Genomic DNA, 16,210 nt, shown 5'->3' on the forward strand with positions numbered 1-16,210 from the left:
ACTTAGAGCGTGACTCGCGCCGAAACCGGTTCCCACTTTCGGCGTCACGCTCTCGGGAGGTCAAGCCGCGCAGGACGGGCATTGAGGGTCCCGCCCAATGCGGACCGTGCGGGTTTCGCTGGCCAAACCGTCATAGATCAGAAGCCGCCCGGAGAGCGGCTCGCCAGCGCCGGCGATGAGCTTCAGGGCCTCGAGCGCCATCATCGATCCGATGACGCCGGCCAGCGCGCCGACCACGCCCACCAGAGCGCAGGTCTCAGCATCCGGCGGAATTTCCGGCACCAGGCAACGATAGCAGGGCTGGCCCTGGAAAACCCCGACCTGACCGGTCCAGCGGCCTAAGGCTCCGCTAACCAGGGTCTTGCCCTGAGCGACACAGGCGTCACTAACGGCGAAGCGCGTGGCGAAGTCATCCGTGCCGTCGAGCACAAGATCATACCCGGAGACAACCGCCTCGGCGTTGCTTCGATCCAGCCATACCGCATGGCTCTCGATGATCGTATTCGGATTGAGCGCGCGCAGGTGCTCGTCCGCCGCCTCCACCTTGGGTCGGCCCACATCGGCGGTGGCGTACAGCACCTGCCGCTGCAGGTTCGACAGCGACACAGTGTCGGGATCGACGAGGCCGATCATACCAACCCCGGCGGCGGCCAGATAGAGCGCGGCGGGCGCGCCCAACCCTCCCGCGCCCACCACCAGAACCCGCGCGGCCTTGAGCTTCTGCTGGCCCGGACCGCCGACCTCGCGCAGCACCAGATGGCGGGCGTAGCGCTCGACTTCGGCTTCCGAAAAACTCATGGCGCTTGACCCTCCGCCCCGGCCTCGCCACATGCGAAGCCATGCAAAGCAACAGCTCTTCCTTCCCCGACTGGCACGGCACGACCATTCTGGCGGTGCGCAAGAACGGTTCGACCGTGATCGCCGGCGACGGACAGGTCTCCATGGGCCCAACCGTCGTCAAGGGCAACGCCCGCAAGGTGCGACGCCTGGCCGGGGGCAAAGTGGTCGCAGGCTTCGCCGGCGCCACGGCCGACGCCTTCACGCTGATTGAGCGCTTGGAAGCTAAACTCGAACAGTATCCCGACCAGCTGGCGCGCGCCTGCGTCGATCTGGCCAAGGACTGGCGGACCGATCGCTACCTGCGCCGGCTGGAGGCCATGTTGCTGGTGGCCGATAAGGCCGCCATCTACACCGTCACCGGCGTCGGCGACGTGCTCGAACCGGGGGAAAGCCTTGGCGGCGGCGCGGTCGCGGCGATCGGCTCGGGCGGCAACTACGCCCTGGCGGCCGGCAAGGCCTTGGTCGACCTCGATCTTTCGGCCGAGGACATCGCCCGCAAGGCGATGGGTATCGCCGCCGAGATCTGCGTCTATACGAACGGTAACCTGACGGTCGAAAGCCTTTAGGCTTTACTCCTCCCGGGAGGACCTTCGAATGTTCAGGACCATGCTGATCGCCGGGCTCGCCGCTGCGTGCTGGACGACGCCTACAATGGCCGACCCGGGCGTCGCCGCCCAGGTTGAGGCCGCCGAGCGCGCTTTCGCGGCGGACGGCTTGGCGCTGGGGATCCGGGATTCGTTTCTCAAGCACATGGCCGATGACGCGATCATGTTCGCGCCAGGGCCGGTGAACGCCAGGACGCTCTACGACAAGCGGCCCTCCAGCAAGACGCCGAAACTGGAGTGGTGGCCCCAGAGGATCATCGCGGCCCGGTCCGGCGAGCTCGCGCTGTCCGTCGGCCCGTCCGAGATCAACGACAAGCGCGGCGGTTACTTCGCGACCATCTGGCGCAAGGCGCCGGACGGGCGGTGGGCATGGATCTACGACGGCGGGGCCGCCGCCGACGCCGCAAGCGCCCCGGGTCCGGATGCGCCGACCACGCTCGACCCCGTCGCCAAGTCCGGCGAGCGCTCGGCGGCCCTCGCCTTCGACAAGGTCCGAATCGCCGAGAGGGCCTTGGCCCAGGCGGTTGAAAGCGACGCGCCTGCCGCCTATCGACGCGCCCTGGCCGCTGACGCCTGGGTGCTGGGGCCGAAGGGAACCGAAGGCCTGACCCCCGCCGCCGTCGCCGAACGCACAAACGCGCGGCCCCAGCGCATGGTCCTCACCCTGCGTGGCGGCGGCGCCTCCAAGGCTGGCGACTTCGTCTGGACCCATGGCGAGGCCGGTTGGGCCGACCACCAGGAAATCATCGAACGCGCGCACTATATGCATGTCTGGCAGAAGCGCCCCGAAGGCTGGCGCTTGATCTTCGAGGCCCTGATCAACGACCGATGACTGAGTTTTCCCCCCGCGAGATCGTCTCCGAACTGGACCGCTACATCGTCGGCCACGCTGAGGCCAAGAAGGCCGTGGCCGTAGCCCTGCGCAACCGTTGGCGCCGCCGCCGCGTGCCCGCCGACCTGCGCGATGAGGTGACCCCGAAGAACATCCTGTTGATCGGCCCCACCGGCGTCGGCAAGACCGAGATCGCCCGTCGCCTGGCCAAGCTGGCGCAGGCGCCGTTCCTGAAGGTCGAGGCCACCAAGTTCACCGAGGTCGGCTATGTCGGCCGCGACGTCGACCAGATCGTCCGCGATCTCGTCGAAAGCGCGCTGGCCATGGTGCGCGACAAGCGCCGCGCCGCTGTAAAGGCCAAGGCCGAGGGCGCCGCCGAGGAGCGCATCCTCGACGCCCTGACCGGTCCGGGCTCGACGGCCGCTCGCGAGGCGTTCCGCAAAAAGCTGCGCGCCGGCGAGCTGGACGACAAGGAGGTCGAGCTGCAGCTGGCCGACACCGGCGGCCCCAGCTTCGACATTCCCGGTCAGCCGGGCGCTGCGGTGTTCAACCTGTCGGACATGATGAAGTCGCTGGGCGGCGGCCGCACCAAGACCCACAAGACCACCGTCTCGGGCGCCTGGGCGCCGCTGATCGCCGAGGAAAGCGACAAGCTGCTGGACCAGGAAGCCTTGACCCAGGAGGCCCTGGAACTGGCCGAGAACCATGGCATCGTGTTCCTGGACGAGATCGACAAGGTCGCCAGCTCGTCGCAGCGCTCCGGCGCGGACGTCAGCCGCGAGGGCGTTCAGCGGGATCTTCTGCCCCTGATCGAGGGCACGACAGTCTCGACCAAGCACGGGCCTGTGAAGACCGACCACATCCTGTTCATCGCCTCGGGGGCCTTCCACGTCGCCAAGCCGTCGGACCTCTTGCCCGAACTCCAGGGTCGCCTGCCGATCCGGGTGGAGCTGAAGGGACTGTCGCGCGACGACATGCGTCGGATCCTCACCGAACCGGAAGCCAACCTGATCCGCCAGCACCAGGCGCTGATGCTGACCGAGGGCGTCACCCTGACCTTCACCGATGAAGCGATCGACGCCCTGGCCGACGCAGCCGTGGCCGTGAACGGTTCGGTCGAGAACATCGGCGCCCGCCGCCTGCAGACGATCATGGAGAAGGTGGTCGAGGAGATCAGCTTTACCGCCGCCGATCGCGGCGGCGAGACCGTGACGATCGACGCGGCCTATGTGCAGGAGCGGGTGGGCGCGCTGGCGGCGAACGCGGATCTGAGCCGGTTTATTCTGTAGCTTCAGACCTTTTCCCTGAGGGGAGAAGGAGGACCCGCGCCGCAGGCGTGCGGGATGAGGGGTTACGGCGGTCGACGCCTTATCCCCTCACCCCCCCCATCGCTTCGCGGCGGGCCCCGCCCTCTCCCTCTGGGAGAGGGAATCTCTGCGCCGCCTCCATCCCCAGGATCGCCGCCTTGCGGGCGAGACCCCAATGATAACCCGTCAACCGCCCGTCCTTGGCGATCGCGCGATGACAAGGGATCAGAAGCGAGATCGGATTGGCCCCAATGGCGCCGCCGGTCGCCTGGAAGGCCCCGGGCTTTCCGGCCCAGGCGGCGACCTGGCCATAGGTGGCGGTCTCGCCGGCCTTGATGTTCAGCAAGGCCTTCCAAACCTGGATGTGGAACGGGGAACCGATCAGCACAACAGGTAAAGGCCCTTCCCCACCCGCGAAGGCGCGAAGGGCCATCGTCTGGGCGGCGCGGTCATCTTGAGTCCAGTCGGCGGCCGGGAAGCGACGGTGCATGTCGGCGAAGCAGGCCGCATCGTCACCATCGGAAAACGCCAGGCCCGCCAGGCCTCGCTCGGCGATCACGAATAGGCCCTGGCCAAAAGGCGTCGGCGCCCAGCCCCAGCGCAGGCGCATGCCCGCGCCACGCCGCCGCACCTCGCCCGGCGTGGCGGCCTCCTGGGCGATGAACAGGTCGTGCAGGCGCGATGGCCCCGAAAGCCCGGCGTCGAAGGCCGCGTCCAGAACCGTGCCGCCGGCCTCCAGCGAGCGTCGCGCCTCGGCGTGAGCGATAGCCGATACGAAGGTCTTCGGACTCACCCCCGCCCAGCGGGTGAAGATGCGCTGGAAATGGAACGGCGAAAGGCCGACCGCCTGGGCGGCGTCATCCAGGGACGGATGTTCGGACCACCGCTCGGCCAGCCAGTCGAGCGCCTTGGCCATGCGGTGATAATCGACCGAGCGCTCGGCCAAGCGGGCCAGCTCCTGGCGCGCGGCCTCGGAAATGGCGTCGGAAAAGGGGGATGCGTCGTAAGCCATGGTCATAGGCTAGACCCACGGCCCTGCACCGTCCGCCCGGTTCTTGCGCCGATCAAGACCAGCGCTCGTTGCGGGCCGATCGGATCGCGTCCTTAAGCGCGTTGGCGAGCTCCACGCGCTGGTCCGGTCCAAGGGCGCGCGCCAGAGTCAGGCGCTTTCGATGGATCATCAGTCGAACGCGAACCTCGTGCTCGCCAGGCTGCTCGACGCCGACCCGCGTGAAGGCCGTCGCGGACGTCCAGACCGTACGCGCGCCTTTCTCATCCTCGCGGCTGACCGTCACCGCCTCAGCCGTGACCTGAATCCGCTCCACCCGGCGCGCGGCCCGCTCGCTGGCGCGCAAGGCGACCCACAGCGCCAGGACGTCGAGACCAAGGAACGGCAAAACAGGCGGCGCGCGGATCACGATCAGGAAGATCGCCACCAGCACGTTGAACGCCATGACCACGGCCAGCAGCACCGCACCGCCCTGCGGGCTCAGCGATCGGTGCGGCGCGATCACCCGGTCCATGTAGAACGGCTTGGCCATGGCGCGAATTTAGGTGTCCGCCGCGCTCTTGGCGAGCGGAGTCCTCCACGGCATGGTCGCCCCATGGTCAAGACTCCCCGCAAAGCCGCTTCAGTCAGCAAGATCCCGGTCCGCAAGGCCGTCAAGAAACCCGTCAAGCGGCTCTCGCCGGCCCAGCGCGAGCGCGTCGCGGTTCTGTTCGACCGGTTCGAGGGCCTGGACCTGCATCCCAAGACCGAACTGAACTACTCCAACCCTTATGAGCTGGTCACCGCCGTCGCCCTGTCGGCCCAGGCCACCGACGTTCAGGTCAACAAGGCCACCGGGCCGCTGTTCCAGATCGCCAACAGCGCCGAGGCGATGCTGGCGCTGGGGGAAGAGGGGCTGATCAAGTACATCGCCTCGATCGGCCTGTTCCGCAGCAAGGCCAAGAACGTCATCGCCGCCGCCCGCATCATCATCGAAAAGCACGGCGGTCAGGTTCCGCTGAACCGCGAGGATCTCGAGGCGCTGCCCGGCGTTGGCCGTAAAACCGCCAGCGTGGTGCTGAACGAACTGGACATCGAGCCCGCCATCGCCGTCGACACCCACGTCTTCCGAGTTTCCCATCGCCTGAAGCTGTCGGCCGGTAAAACCCCCGACGCCGTCGAGCAGGACCTGATGCGGGTGGTCCCCCCGCCATACCAGACCCGCGCGCACCACTGGCTGATCCTGCACGGCCGCTATATCTGCGTAGCCAGGAAGCCCAAGTGCGAGATCTGCAAGATCAGTGATCTATGTCCCTCCCGGGAGCTGTTCTTGGGGGCGTAGTCCCAAAATCCTCTCCCTATGGGAGAGGTGTCGGCGCAGCCGACGGAGAGGGGAGGGGCCGGACCAGGACAGCTTCCCCCTCCGGCGCTTCGCGCCACCTCCCCGCCAGGGGGAGGATTTATCTCACCCGATCGCCCGTATCACCGACGCCGCGAACGCCGCGCCCTTGTCGTGGGCGTGTTCGAGAAAGAGGTCTGGCTCGATGACCTCCAGCTCCATCAGCTGCGGCGTGTGGTCGAGACCCCGAATCAGGTCGACGCGCGCATAGGTCAGCGGTCGCCCAGCGACTTCCAGCACCATCGCCGCCGCGCGCAGCGCTTCGGGCTCGGGCGCGACCTCGCTGACCCGGCCGCCGAACTGCGGCTGGACGCGGAAATCGCCGTCGACGGCGACCTTGGCCACCGCGTGACTGAAGCGGCCATCGAAGAAGAACAACGAGAGCTCCCCCTCCTCGCCCACCGCCGGCAGGAAAGGCTGGATCAGGGCCGGGCCGGCCGGACCGCCGTCCAGCGAACCGCGACGCCTGAGCCGGATCGTCTCATGCGAGCCGGCCGAGATCTGCGGTTTGACCACCACCTCGTCGACCCCGAAGGCGTCGAAGGCAGCCTCAACCGCTTCGGATGTCAGTCGGTCGTGCGCGTGGGTCGGCACAACGGGCGCGCCCTTGGCGGCCAGCTCGACCAGATAGGTCTTGGTGGTGTTCCAGCGCAGCACCGAGGGCGGGTTCGCCATCCGCACGCCACTCGCTTGGAAGGCGTCGAGCTGCGCGAACCAGTCGGCCTGCCGGGCATGATACCCCCAGGCCAGGGACGGCATGACCAAGCGCGCCTGGCTCGGCGCGACCGGATCGGTCCAGGGCTGAGCCTCGACCGTCAGACCGTGGGCGCGAAGCGGCGCGGCCAAGCGCTCGAACAGGGTCGACCAGCTGTCGCCATAGCGATGCTCGTCACGGGCTGGGACCAGGAGCAGGACGTCGACCATCGGTTTACCCAGGCTTGCTAGAACAGCGGAGCTAGGATGTCGCACGCCTTTGGGCAACCCTCGCGTTGCCACAGCGGACCACATCCTTTAATCGAAACGCGACTTGGACCTTCGGTCCTGTTCTTTCAAAGGTTTTTCCGCCCCATGACCGCGCTCTACGACGTCGCCGCCATCGGCAACGCCATTGTCGACGTCATCGCCCAGTGCGACGACGCCTTCCTTGAGCGCGAAGGCCTGGTGAAGGGCTCGATGGCCCTGATCGATCCGGCGCGCGCCGCCAGCCTGTACGACGTGATGTCGGCGGCGATCGAGGCCTCGGGCGGCAGCGCCGCCAACACCGTGGCCGGCGTGGCCAGCTTTGGCGGCAAGGCCGCGTTCCTCGGCAAGGTCGCGGACGACCAGCTGGGCCGCGTGTTCCGCCACGACATGAACGCGATCGGCTGCGTGTTCACGACCCCGCCGTTGGCCGAGGGGCCGGCGACGGCCCAGAGCCTGATCAACGTCACGCCCGACGCCCAGCGCACCATGTCGACCTACCTGGGCGCCTGCGTCGAGCTGAACCCCGCCGACGTCGACCCCGAGATCATCGAAGCCGCGCAGATCTCGTATCTGGAAGGCTATCTGTTCGATCCGCCGGAAGCTCGCCGCGCCTTCGCCAAGGCCGCCGCCCTGGCGCACGGCGCAGGCCGCAAGATCGCCTTGACCCTGTCGGACAGCTTCGTCGTCGACCGCCATCGTGGCGCCCTGCTCGGCTTTGTCGAGACCCAGTGCGACATCGTCTTCGCCAACGCCGCCGAAGTCTGCGCTCTGTTCGAGACCGACGATTTTGACGCGGCGGTGAAGGCGCTGGCCGAGCGCTGCGAGATCGCCGCCGTGACCCGCAGCGAAAAGGGTTCTGTCGTCGCCGCAAACGGGCAGTTGCACGAAATCTCGGCCTACCCCGTGGAAAAAGTCGTGGACACGACCGGCGCGGGCGACCAATACGCCGCTGGATTCCTCTTTGGCCTGTCGCAAGGCCGCCCGCTGCCTATCTGTGGCCAGTTGGGCAGCCTGGCGGCCGCCGAGGTGATCGACCACTACGGTCCGCGTCCGCAGGTTTCCCTGCGCGAGCTGGCCGCAAAGAACGGACTTTAGAGCTCAGATGGCCCGCACCGCTGAAGTGGTCCGCGAGACGAAGGAGACCCAGATCCGGGTCTGGATCGATCTCGACGGGACCGGCGTCTCGACGATCTCCACCGGCATTGGTTTCTACGACCACATGCTGGAGAGCTTCGCGCGCCATGGCGGGTTCGACCTGAAGGTCGAGACCAAGGGCGATCTGCACATCGACATGCACCATACGGTCGAAGACACCGGCATCGTGCTGGGCCAGGCGATCCACAAGGCGCTTGACGGATTCAAGGGCATCCGCCGTTTCGGCTCAGCCTATATCCCGATGGACGAGACCCTGACCCGCTGCGCCATCGACCTGTCGAACCGGCCCTATCTGATCTGGAAGGTCGAGTTCAAGCGGCCCAAGGTCGGGGAGATGGACACCGAGCTCTTCAAGGAGTTCCACCACGCGTTCGCCATGAACAGCGGGGCGTGCGTGCACCTGGAGACCCTGTACGGCGACAACACCCACCATGTCGCCGAAAGCGGCTTCAAGGCCCTGGCCCGGGCGCTGCGTCAGGCGGTCGAGATCGACCCCAAGACCGGCGGCCGGGCTCCGTCCACCAAGGGCGTGCTGTAGGAACCTGATTTCATGCAGACCGTCGCCCTGATCGATTACGGGTCGGGCAACCTGCGTTCGGCCGAGAAGGCCCTGCGCGAGGCGGCCCGCCGCCGCGCGCTCGACGCCGACATCGTTGTCACCGCCGACCCCGACCTTGTCGCCAAGGCCGACCGCGTCTTCCTGCCTGGCGTCGGCGCCTTCGCCTCGTGCCGCGCTGGCCTGGACGCCACAGGCGTCTACGAGGCCATGAACCAAGCCGTGCATGGCCGCGGCGTTCCGTTCATGGGCATCTGCGTCGGCCACCAGCTCCTGGCCACCGAGGGCCTGGAGTTCGGCGTCACCCCCGGTCTGGACTGGATCCATGGCCAAGTGAAGAAGCTTGAGCCCAACGATCCCTCGCTGACCATCCCGCACATGGGTTGGAACGCGATCAGCTTCACGCGCGCTCATGCCCTGTTCGCAGGCATCGCGGACGGCGCCCACATGTACTTCGCCAATTCGTTCGCCCTGACCCCTTCCCATGTGGAAGATGTCGTCGCGACCGCCGATCACGGCGGAACGTTCACGGCCGCTGTGGCCAAGGACAATGTCGCGGGCGTACAGTTCCACCCCGAAAAATCACAAGCCTCAGGGCTCGCCCTGCTCGCCAACTTCCTGGAATGGCGCCCATGATCCTCTATCCCGCCATCGACCTGAAGGACGGCCAGTGCGTGCGCCTGCTGCATGGCGACATGGACAAGGCCACGGTCTTCAACACCTCGCCCGCCGACCAGGCCCAGCGCTTCGTCCAGGACGGCTTTTCCTGGCTGCACGTCGTTGATCTGAACGGCGCGATCGAGGGCAAGTCGGTCAATACGGCAGCGGTCGAGACGATCCTGGAGTCGATCTCGATCCCGGTGCAGCTGGGCGGCGGCATCCGCACGCTGGAGGGCGTCGAGGCCTGGATCGAGGCGGGCGTTTCGCGCGTCATCCTCGGCACTGTGGCTGTGCATGACCCGGAACTGGTCAAGAAGGCCGCGCGCCTGTGGCCCGAGCAGATCGCCGTCGCGGTCGACGTCCGGGACGGCAAGGTCGCGGTCGACGGCTGGACGGGCCTCTCAGACATCGACGCCATCACCCTGGGCAAACGATTCGAGGACGCCGGCGTCGCCGCTCTGATCGTCACCGACATCAGCCGCGACGGCGCCCTGACCGGCGTCAATGTCGAGGGCGTGGGCGAACTGGCCGACGCGGTCTCTATTCCCGTCATCGCCTCGGGCGGCGTCGCCGCCGTTGCCGACATCGAACGCCTGAAGGCCCGCAAGGGCGTCGAGATCGCCGGCGCGATCCTGGGCCGCTCGCTCTATGCCGGCACCATCAAGCCGTCCGAAGCCCTGATCGCGGCGGCCGCCTGATGCTGAAGACCCGGATCATTCCCTGCCTCGACGTGAAGGACGGGCGGGTGGTCAAGGGGGTCAACTTCGTCTCCCTGCGCGACGCCGGCGATCCTGTGGAGCAGGCGCGCGCCTATGACGCCGCCGGCGCGGACGAGCTGATGTTCCTGGACATTACCGCTTCCAGCGAGGGTCGCGGCCTGATCCTGGAGGTCATTTCGCGCACCGCCGAGGTCTGCTTCATGCCCGTTTCGGTCGGCGGGGGCGTGCGGCAGGTCTCGGACATGCGCCGCCTGCTGCTGGCCGGCGCCGACAAGGTCTCGGTCAACACCGCCGCCGTCGAGAACCCCGACCTGATCGCCGGCGGCGCCGACGCCTTCGGGGCCCAGTGCGTGGTCGTGGCTATCGACGCCAAGGCGCGCGAGGACGGCTCGGGCTGGAACGTCTGGACCTATGGCGGTCGCAAGGACACCGGCATCGACGTGGTCGAATGGGCCGCCAAGGTCGTCGAGCGCGGCGCGGGCGAGATCCTGCTGACCTCGATGGACCGCGACGGCGCCAAGATCGGCTACGATATCCCGCTGCTGAAGGCCGTGACGGCCGAGGTCACCGTGCCGGTGATCGCCTCGGGCGGCGCGGGCAAGACCGAACACCTGGTGGAGGCCGCCCGCGACGGCCACGCCGCCGCCGTGCTGGCCGCCTCGATCTTCCACTTCGGTGAGATCTCAATCGGCGAGGCCAAGCAGGCCATGGCTGACGCCGGCATCCCGGTACGCCTGGACGCGCTGAAGGGGACCGCATGAGCCAGCGCCTGACCGACGTCCTGCAACGCCTGGCCGCGACCATCGAAGCCCGCAAGGGCGGCGATCCGTCGGTGTCCTATACGGCGAAGCTGCTGAATGACCCGGCCCTCGCCGCCAAGAAGCTGGGCGAGGAGGCCGTCGAGACGGTGATCGCGGCTGTGGGGCAGGATCCTGACGCGCTGGCTGCGGAAAGCGCCGACCTGCTCTACCACTGGCTGGCCCTGATGGCCGCCTCGGGCGTCTCGCTGGACGCCGTGGCCAAGAACCTGGAAGCGCGCGAAGGCACTTCGGGCATCGCAGAGAAGGCGTCGCGGAAGGGCTAAACCCGCCGCTTCAGCGCCACATACAGCGCCCCCTCGCCGCCGTGGCGGCGGTCGGCGGTGGAAACGCCGGCGACCATCTCGCGCAGGGACGGGTCGGTCAGCCATTCAGGGGTGCGGACTTTCAGGACACCCTGCCCCACCTTGCCCTTTCCGGTGATGACCAGCACCGCCCGGTGGCCTTGGCTGAACGAGCGGCGGATGAAGGCTTCCAGCGTCGCGCGGGCCTGGTCCTGATCCAGGCCGTGCATGTCCAGCCGCGCGCCGATCGGGTCGCGTTCCTTGACGATCCGCAACTTGCGATTGGGCTCGATGTGGCCGGCCGGCCCCTTCGGCGGCTTGGGCGCAGGCGCCTGCAAGTCCTCCGGATGCAGACGAAGCGGTGCGATCGAGGCCAGGCGCGTGGGCGGCTCGGCGGGCAAGGCGGTGTCGGCCTTCAGCGATGGCCGGATCCGCGCCTTGCTGCGCATCTTCTCGGGCTTGACCGGCGCGCGCGGCGTCACGGTCGAGGCGACCAGCCGCCAGAGGCGCCTGTCGTCTTCCGGTCCGGGCGGCGGCTTCTTGCTCACGCTAAGGGTTCGGCGTCAGACGATAGAGCCGCAGGGTGTGGCGCACGCGGCCGGCTTCGACGCCTGCCTTGGCCCCGGAGCCTATATAGAGATCCGCGCGCACCTCGCCCTTGATCGCCCCGCCGGTATCCAGCGCCATCACCGCCCGGCGATAGACGGGGAAAGCGCCCGTCAGCTTCGGGGCGGCGGCGTCCAGCCAGTAGAAGCCACCATAGGCGTGCTGGCCTGGATCGACGGCGATCGCCCGGCCCGGCGGCAGGGGGACGCCCGCCGCGCCCGCTGGCTCCTTGCCGTCGTCGGGAACGGTGCGGAAGAACACATAGCGCGGATTCAGCCGCATGATCGCGTCGGCGTCAGGTCCGCGATGCTCGGCCAGCCAAATCCGGATCGCCTCGGCTGAGGTGTTATTGTCGGGAAGAAGACCCTTGTCGCGCATAGCCGTCGCGATCCCGACAAAGGGCTTGCCGTTCGTGCCGGCGAACACCGCGCGCACCCGGCGACCGTCCGGCAGCACCAGGACGCCGGAGCCCTGAATCTGCAGGAAGAACAGCTCCTCGGGCCGCATCCAGGCCAAGGGCTTGTCGGTGGGCGCAGCCTCGATCTCGGCGCGGTCGGGATAGGGGACGAAGGTCGAACCCTCGACATGGCCGGTGATCTTCTTGCCGACCAGCGCGGGCTCGAAGGGTCCGAGGTCCAGCACCACGAGGTCGGCGGGCAGGCCGCGCAGCGGTGCGCTGAACTCGGTGTTGCGCGACATGCGCGCCTCGTACTGGGGCGCGAAATAGGCGGTCAGCAGGCCGTCCGCGCCTTCGCCGTCACCGCCGACGGGTTCGATGCGAAAGTTTGCCTCGATGAAGGCTCGGGCGGACGGACCGTCCATCGCCGGAGCCGATCTGGCCAGACCGCACACCCTCACCATGGCCGGATCCTTGGCCACACCGCAGCCAGCGCGGAAAGCGTCCAGCGCCGCCAGATGATCCTCCTGCGCCCAACCGGCGAGGCTCGCGAAAGACAGCGCCGACGCAGTGGGGCCTTGCACGACAGGTTCGGAAGCCGGCGCAGCAGGGGTGGGCGCGGGCGTCACGACCGCTGGAGGGGCGCCGGACGTACTGGCGCACGCGCTCAGACAGAGCGCCGCCAGCGCCAGCGGCGCCAGCGGAGAGCAGGCAAAACGGGGCATCAGGCTTCGGCGGCGGCCACGAACGACAGATGCCAGTTCGGGTCGGTGCTCTTGACCTCGCGCTCGAACGTCCAGAGCTCGGCGGTTCGACGGTCGTCGACACCCTCGCCGCGCTCGTCCTTGGTGCGGGTGCGCACCTCGGCGAGAATCCGCACCACCGCCTTGGCGGTGTCGCCCACGACCTCGACGCGCTCCAGGTCAAGACGCGGCGGGACGAGGAACTCGACCTTCTCGGTGCGACCGGCGGCCTCGCGGGCGGCCATGGAGCGTTCGAAGTTTTCCATCACGTCCGGTGACAGCAACGGCTTCAGCGTCTCGCGATCCCCTTCCGCGTAAGCCTTGACGATCTGCTCGTAAGCGGCGCGGGCGCCGGTCAGGAACCGGGCGGGATCGAAATCGGGCTGGCGCGCCTTCAAGGTCGCCACGCCCTCGGTTTGCAGGGTCGGATCGACGGGCGCGGAGGCGGCGCCCGGCCCGGCCGTGACGGCGGCGTCCTCGGGCTGACGGCCGACGCGCCGACCCAGGGTCGCGTACAGCTGATAGAGGACAAGGGCGGCCACGGCGGCGAGGAATAGGATCTGGAACACGTCGGGGTCCGGCAGCGGGCGGTGGGCCCTGGATATGGAGTCTATATAGGTGAGCGACGTTCGCGCGTCAGGCGCCTGGCGTTGCGCCAAGACGGCCCTCATGGTAGCAGCGCCCACCTTTCTTTGGCGTTCTAGCCGCCGATTACGGATTTTATCCTAATGACCGACACCACCGCCCCCGAGGCGACCCCGGACGGCGAGGCCGGACAAGCGGGCATCCGCATCCTGGCCCAGTTCGTGCGCGACTTCTCGTTCGAGAACCCGCTGGCCCCCGACGCCCTGCGCGCCGGCGCCTCGCAACCGGCGATCGACATGGGCGTGGAGATGAACGCTCGCGGTCGCGCGGACGGCCTGTTCGAAGTCGACCTGAAGCTGTCGGCCCGCGCCGAGCGCGATGGCCAAGCGGTGTTCCACGTTGAAGTGGTCTATGGCGGCCTGTTCCACATCGCCGGCATCCCCGAAGAGGATCTGGAGCCGGTTCTGCTGATCGAGTGCCCGCGCTTCCTGTTCCCCTACGCCCGTCGCCTTATCTCGGACGTGACGGCCGAAGGCGGCTTCCCGCCGTTCCTGATCGACCCGATCGACTTCGCCGGCGTCTACGCCGCGCGCAAGGCTCAGGCCGAAGGCCAGCAGGTCGGTAACGCTTAAGCCAGGCGCCAATGGTTTTTGGAGAGGGCTCGGCTGAAAGGCCGGGCCCTTTTCTTTGAGCCATACAAACCGTGTCATCCCGGAAGCACGTAGCGCTATCCGGGATCCAGGGGCCGGCGCACTGCGGTCGCCCTGGGTCCCGGCTCTCCGCTTCGCTACGGCCGGGATGACACGGCCTTATTGGCTTCTCGCCTACGGCTGCAGTCGGTAGCCGCCCATCTCGGTGATCAGGATCCTGGCCACGGCCGGATCGGGCTCGATCTTCTGGCGCAGGCGGTAGACGTGGGTCTCCAGCGTATGGGTCGTGACCCCGGCGTTGTAGCCCCAGACCTCGGTCAGCAACTCCTCGCGCGACACAGGCTTGGAGCCGGCGCGGTAGAGATACTTCAGGATATTGGTTTCCTTTTCGGTGAGCCGAACCTTCTTCTGCTTCTCGTCGACCAACAGCTTGGCGGACGGGCGGAATTCGTAGGGTCCGATCCGGAACAGCGCGTCTTCCGACGCCTCGTAGCTGCGGAGCTGGGCGCGGATTCGAGCCAGCAGCACGCCAAAACGGAAAGGTTTGGTGACATAGTCGTTGGCCCCTGACTCCAGGCCAAGGATCGTGTCGCTGTCGCTGGCGGCGGCCGTCAGCATGATCACCGGGGCGGTCACGCCGTTCTTGCGCATCAGACGGCAGGCCTCACGGCCGTCCATGTCCGGCAGATCGACATCCAGCAGGATCAGGTCGGGCTTCAGCTCGCGCGACAGCTTGACGCCTTCCCCGGCGCTCGCGGCTTCGTTCACCGCGAACTCCTCGTGCAGGGCCAACTGTTCCGCCAGCGCGCCGCGCAGGTCGTCATCGTCGTCGATCAGAAGAAGCGTCTTGCGTTGCGCCATAAGCCGGAACATGCACCGCTGCGCCCCCCGGGGACAACCCCGCGCGCGGCCTTAAGTCGAGGAGTCGCCGCATATGCTGTTTCGAGCCCACGCCGACGGTCGTTTCGAGCTGGAGGGATGCGTGGTGCGCTGCGCGATCGGCAAGGCCGGCGCCATCAACGCCCGTGACAAGCGAGAAGGCGACAACAAGAGTCCGCTGGGGGCCTGGGCCATTCGTGAGGTCTGGTACCGGCCAGATGTCTATCCCGAGGGCCCCAAGACCGCTCTGCCCGTGCGGGCGATGAGGCCGGACGATGGCTGGTGCGACGCCCCGGGCGATCGGTGCTACAACAGGCCCGTCGCCCTGCCCTATCCCGCCAGCGCCGAGCGGATGTGGCGTGAGGACGCCGTCTACGATCTCGTCGTGATCCTGGGCCACAATGACGACCCGCCCATCCCCGGTATGGGGTCAGCGATCTTCATGCATCTGGCCCGCGACGGCTATCCCGGCACTGAAGGCTGCGTGGCCCTGGCCCGGGCCGACCTTGAAATGGTGCTGGCCAAGGCGCGCCCTGGAGACGCCGTCGAGATTCTCGCGGACTAGCCGTAGCGACGACTGCCAAACAGCGCCGAGCCCACCCGGACCGAGGTCGCGCCTTGTGCGATGGCGATCTCGAAGTCGTCGCTCATGCCCATGGACAGCTTGTCAACCCCGTTTCGCTCGGCGATGGTCGCCAGCCTGGCGAAGTACGGCGCGGGATCCTGGTCGAGAGGCGGGATGCACATCAGTCCCTCGACGGTCAGGCCATAGGTCGCCCGGCAGGCGTCGACGAAGGCGTCAGCCTGATCCGGCGCGACCCCCGCCTTCTGGGGTTCCTCGCCAATATTGACTTGGACATAGAGGCGCGGCGCCATGCCCGCACGCTGGATCTCGTCGGCCAGGACACGCGCCAGTTTCTCGCGGTCGAGCGTTTCGATGACGTCGAAGAAGCCCACGGCCTCGCGCGCCTTGTTAGTCTGCAGAGGCCCGATTAGGCGCAGCTGCAGGCCTTCACGGCGCTCGCCCCAACGCTCCATAGCCTCCTGGACCCGGTTTTCGCCGAACACTTTCTGTCCCGCGTCGAGCACGGGCGCGATATGATCCCAGGGCTGGGTCTTGGACACCGCCACCAAGGTCACGCTTCCAGCGGCCCTGCCGGCGCGAGCCTCGGCGGCGGCGATGCGGGCGCGGATGTCAGCAAGCGCTGGCGACATGGGGAACGA

The 16,210-nt window shown here is 67.8% G+C and carries 21 protein-coding genes; 12 read left to right on the forward strand and 9 right to left on the reverse strand.

Annotation, left to right across the window (positions count from 1 at the left end; translation table 11 throughout):
- Positions 1 to 60 precede the first annotated feature (60 nt).
- A complete protein-coding gene (locus CSW63_RS23025) occupies positions 61 to 798 on the reverse strand; it encodes a molybdopterin-synthase adenylyltransferase MoeB (protein ID WP_062096217.1) in 738 nt (245 codons plus the stop codon).
- 5 nt (positions 799 to 803) lie between these two features.
- On the opposite strand from CSW63_RS23025, the gene hslV reads away from it, so the two are divergent.
- The 3 genes from hslV to hslU are packed head-to-tail and all read left to right on the forward strand — an operon-like array spanning position 804 to position 3,566.
- Complete coding sequence (gene hslV, locus CSW63_RS23030; protein ID WP_168193720.1) at positions 804 to 1,406, forward strand: ATP-dependent protease subunit HslV; 603 nt, start codon at positions 804 to 806, stop codon at positions 1,404 to 1,406.
- Positions 1,407 to 1,434: 28 nt separating this feature from the next.
- Complete coding sequence (locus CSW63_RS23035; RefSeq protein WP_062096214.1) at positions 1,435 to 2,277, forward strand: DUF4440 domain-containing protein; 843 nt, start codon at positions 1,435 to 1,437, stop codon at positions 2,275 to 2,277.
- The gene (hslU, locus tag CSW63_RS23040) at positions 2,274 to 3,566 is read left to right on the forward strand and encodes an ATP-dependent protease ATPase subunit HslU (RefSeq protein WP_062096213.1); all 1,293 of its coding nucleotides are present in this window, start codon (positions 2,274 to 2,276) and stop codon (positions 3,564 to 3,566) included. The genes CSW63_RS23035 and hslU overlap by 4 nt, the downstream gene beginning before the upstream one ends.
- Before the next feature lie 79 nt (positions 3,567 to 3,645).
- Here hslU and CSW63_RS23045 read toward each other — a convergent pair whose 3' ends face one another.
- Positions 3,646 to 4,602: a methylated-DNA--[protein]-cysteine S-methyltransferase gene (locus CSW63_RS23045; protein WP_246842037.1), complete on the reverse strand. Its 957-nt coding sequence runs from the start codon at positions 4,600 to 4,602 to the stop codon at positions 3,646 to 3,648.
- Positions 4,603 to 4,648: 46 nt separating this feature from the next.
- A complete protein-coding gene (locus tag CSW63_RS23050) occupies positions 4,649 to 5,125 on the reverse strand; it encodes a DUF2244 domain-containing protein (RefSeq protein ID WP_099502932.1) in 477 nt (158 codons plus the stop codon).
- 63 nt (positions 5,126 to 5,188) lie between these two features.
- Between CSW63_RS23050 and nth the strand changes: the two genes are divergently transcribed.
- Complete coding sequence (gene nth, locus CSW63_RS23055; protein ID WP_062097389.1) at positions 5,189 to 5,914, forward strand: endonuclease III; 726 nt, start codon at positions 5,189 to 5,191, stop codon at positions 5,912 to 5,914.
- Between the two features lie 123 nt (positions 5,915 to 6,037).
- Here nth and CSW63_RS23060 read toward each other — a convergent pair whose 3' ends face one another.
- Positions 6,038 to 6,895 (reverse strand): RimK family alpha-L-glutamate ligase, encoded by an 858-nt coding sequence (locus CSW63_RS23060; protein WP_168193721.1) that lies wholly within the window; start codon positions 6,893 to 6,895, stop codon positions 6,038 to 6,040.
- A gap of 144 nt (positions 6,896 to 7,039) precedes the next feature.
- Between CSW63_RS23060 and CSW63_RS23065 the strand changes: the two genes are divergently transcribed.
- Genes CSW63_RS23065 through CSW63_RS23090 form a run of 6 tightly spaced genes read left to right on the forward strand, consistent with a single transcriptional unit; the run spans position 7,040 to position 11,108 of the window.
- Positions 7,040 to 8,029, forward strand: coding sequence for an adenosine kinase (locus CSW63_RS23065; protein ID WP_062097394.1), 990 nt, complete (start codon positions 7,040 to 7,042; stop codon positions 8,027 to 8,029).
- A gap of 7 nt (positions 8,030 to 8,036) precedes the next feature.
- Positions 8,037 to 8,627, forward strand: a complete 591-nt coding sequence (gene hisB, locus CSW63_RS23070; RefSeq protein WP_062097396.1) for an imidazoleglycerol-phosphate dehydratase HisB — start codon at positions 8,037 to 8,039, stop codon at positions 8,625 to 8,627.
- 12 nt (positions 8,628 to 8,639) lie between these two features.
- Positions 8,640 to 9,281 carry an imidazole glycerol phosphate synthase subunit HisH gene (gene hisH, locus CSW63_RS23075; protein WP_062097398.1) on the forward strand — a complete coding sequence of 214 codons (642 nt, stop codon included), beginning with the start codon at positions 8,640 to 8,642 and terminating at the stop codon, positions 9,279 to 9,281.
- Positions 9,269 to 10,003: a 1-(5-phosphoribosyl)-5-[(5-phosphoribosylamino)methylideneamino]imidazole-4-carboxamide isomerase gene (gene hisA, locus CSW63_RS23080; RefSeq protein WP_168193722.1), complete on the forward strand. Its 735-nt coding sequence runs from the start codon at positions 9,269 to 9,271 to the stop codon at positions 10,001 to 10,003. Before hisH ends, hisA begins: the two co-directional genes overlap by 13 nt.
- Positions 10,003 to 10,785, forward strand: coding sequence for an imidazole glycerol phosphate synthase subunit HisF (hisF, locus tag CSW63_RS23085; RefSeq protein ID WP_062097400.1), 783 nt, complete (start codon positions 10,003 to 10,005; stop codon positions 10,783 to 10,785). The genes hisA and hisF overlap by 1 nt, the downstream gene beginning before the upstream one ends.
- A complete protein-coding gene (locus tag CSW63_RS23090; RefSeq protein ID WP_062097402.1) occupies positions 10,782 to 11,108 on the forward strand; it encodes a phosphoribosyl-ATP diphosphatase in 327 nt (108 codons plus the stop codon). The genes hisF and CSW63_RS23090 overlap by 4 nt, the downstream gene beginning before the upstream one ends.
- Here the strand turns inward: CSW63_RS23090 and CSW63_RS23095 are convergent.
- From CSW63_RS23095 to timA, 3 genes are read right to left on the reverse strand one after another with little or no spacing between them, the layout of a single operon-like run.
- A complete protein-coding gene (locus CSW63_RS23095) occupies positions 11,105 to 11,674 on the reverse strand; it encodes a Smr/MutS family protein (protein WP_062097404.1) in 570 nt (189 codons plus the stop codon). The genes CSW63_RS23090 and CSW63_RS23095 overlap by 4 nt on opposite strands.
- 1 nt (position 11,675) lies before the next feature.
- The gene (locus CSW63_RS23100) at positions 11,676 to 12,854 is read right to left on the reverse strand and encodes a murein transglycosylase A (protein ID WP_062097406.1); all 1,179 of its coding nucleotides are present in this window, start codon (positions 12,852 to 12,854) and stop codon (positions 11,676 to 11,678) included.
- Positions 12,854 to 13,456: a TIM44-related membrane protein TimA gene (gene timA, locus CSW63_RS23105; RefSeq protein WP_137803254.1), complete on the reverse strand. Its 603-nt coding sequence runs from the start codon at positions 13,454 to 13,456 to the stop codon at positions 12,854 to 12,856. Before timA ends, CSW63_RS23100 begins: the two co-directional genes overlap by 1 nt.
- 144 nt (positions 13,457 to 13,600) lie before the next feature.
- Between timA and secB the strand changes: the two genes are divergently transcribed.
- Positions 13,601 to 14,089 (forward strand): protein-export chaperone SecB, encoded by a 489-nt coding sequence (secB, locus tag CSW63_RS23110; protein ID WP_062097410.1) that lies wholly within the window; start codon positions 13,601 to 13,603, stop codon positions 14,087 to 14,089.
- Positions 14,090 to 14,281: 192 nt separating this feature from the next.
- On the opposite strand, the gene CSW63_RS23115 is transcribed toward secB, so the two are convergent.
- Positions 14,282 to 14,968 (reverse strand): response regulator transcription factor, encoded by a 687-nt coding sequence (locus CSW63_RS23115; RefSeq protein WP_062097586.1) that lies wholly within the window; start codon positions 14,966 to 14,968, stop codon positions 14,282 to 14,284.
- Positions 14,969 to 15,041: 73 nt separating this feature from the next.
- Here CSW63_RS23115 and CSW63_RS23120 point away from each other — a divergent pair, with 73 nt between their 5' ends.
- On the forward strand, positions 15,042 to 15,551 hold the full coding sequence (locus CSW63_RS23120) for a L,D-transpeptidase (protein ID WP_062097413.1): 510 nt from the start codon (positions 15,042 to 15,044) through the stop codon (positions 15,549 to 15,551).
- Here CSW63_RS23120 and CSW63_RS23125 read toward each other — a convergent pair.
- Positions 15,548 to 16,201, reverse strand: coding sequence for a YggS family pyridoxal phosphate-dependent enzyme (locus CSW63_RS23125; protein WP_062097415.1), 654 nt, complete (start codon positions 16,199 to 16,201; stop codon positions 15,548 to 15,550). The genes CSW63_RS23120 and CSW63_RS23125 overlap by 4 nt on opposite strands.
- Positions 16,202 to 16,210 lie beyond the last annotated feature (9 nt).

The sequence above is a fragment of the Caulobacter sp. FWC26 genome, from assembly GCF_002742645.2.
GTDB lineage: Bacteria > Pseudomonadota > Alphaproteobacteria > Caulobacterales > Caulobacteraceae > Caulobacter.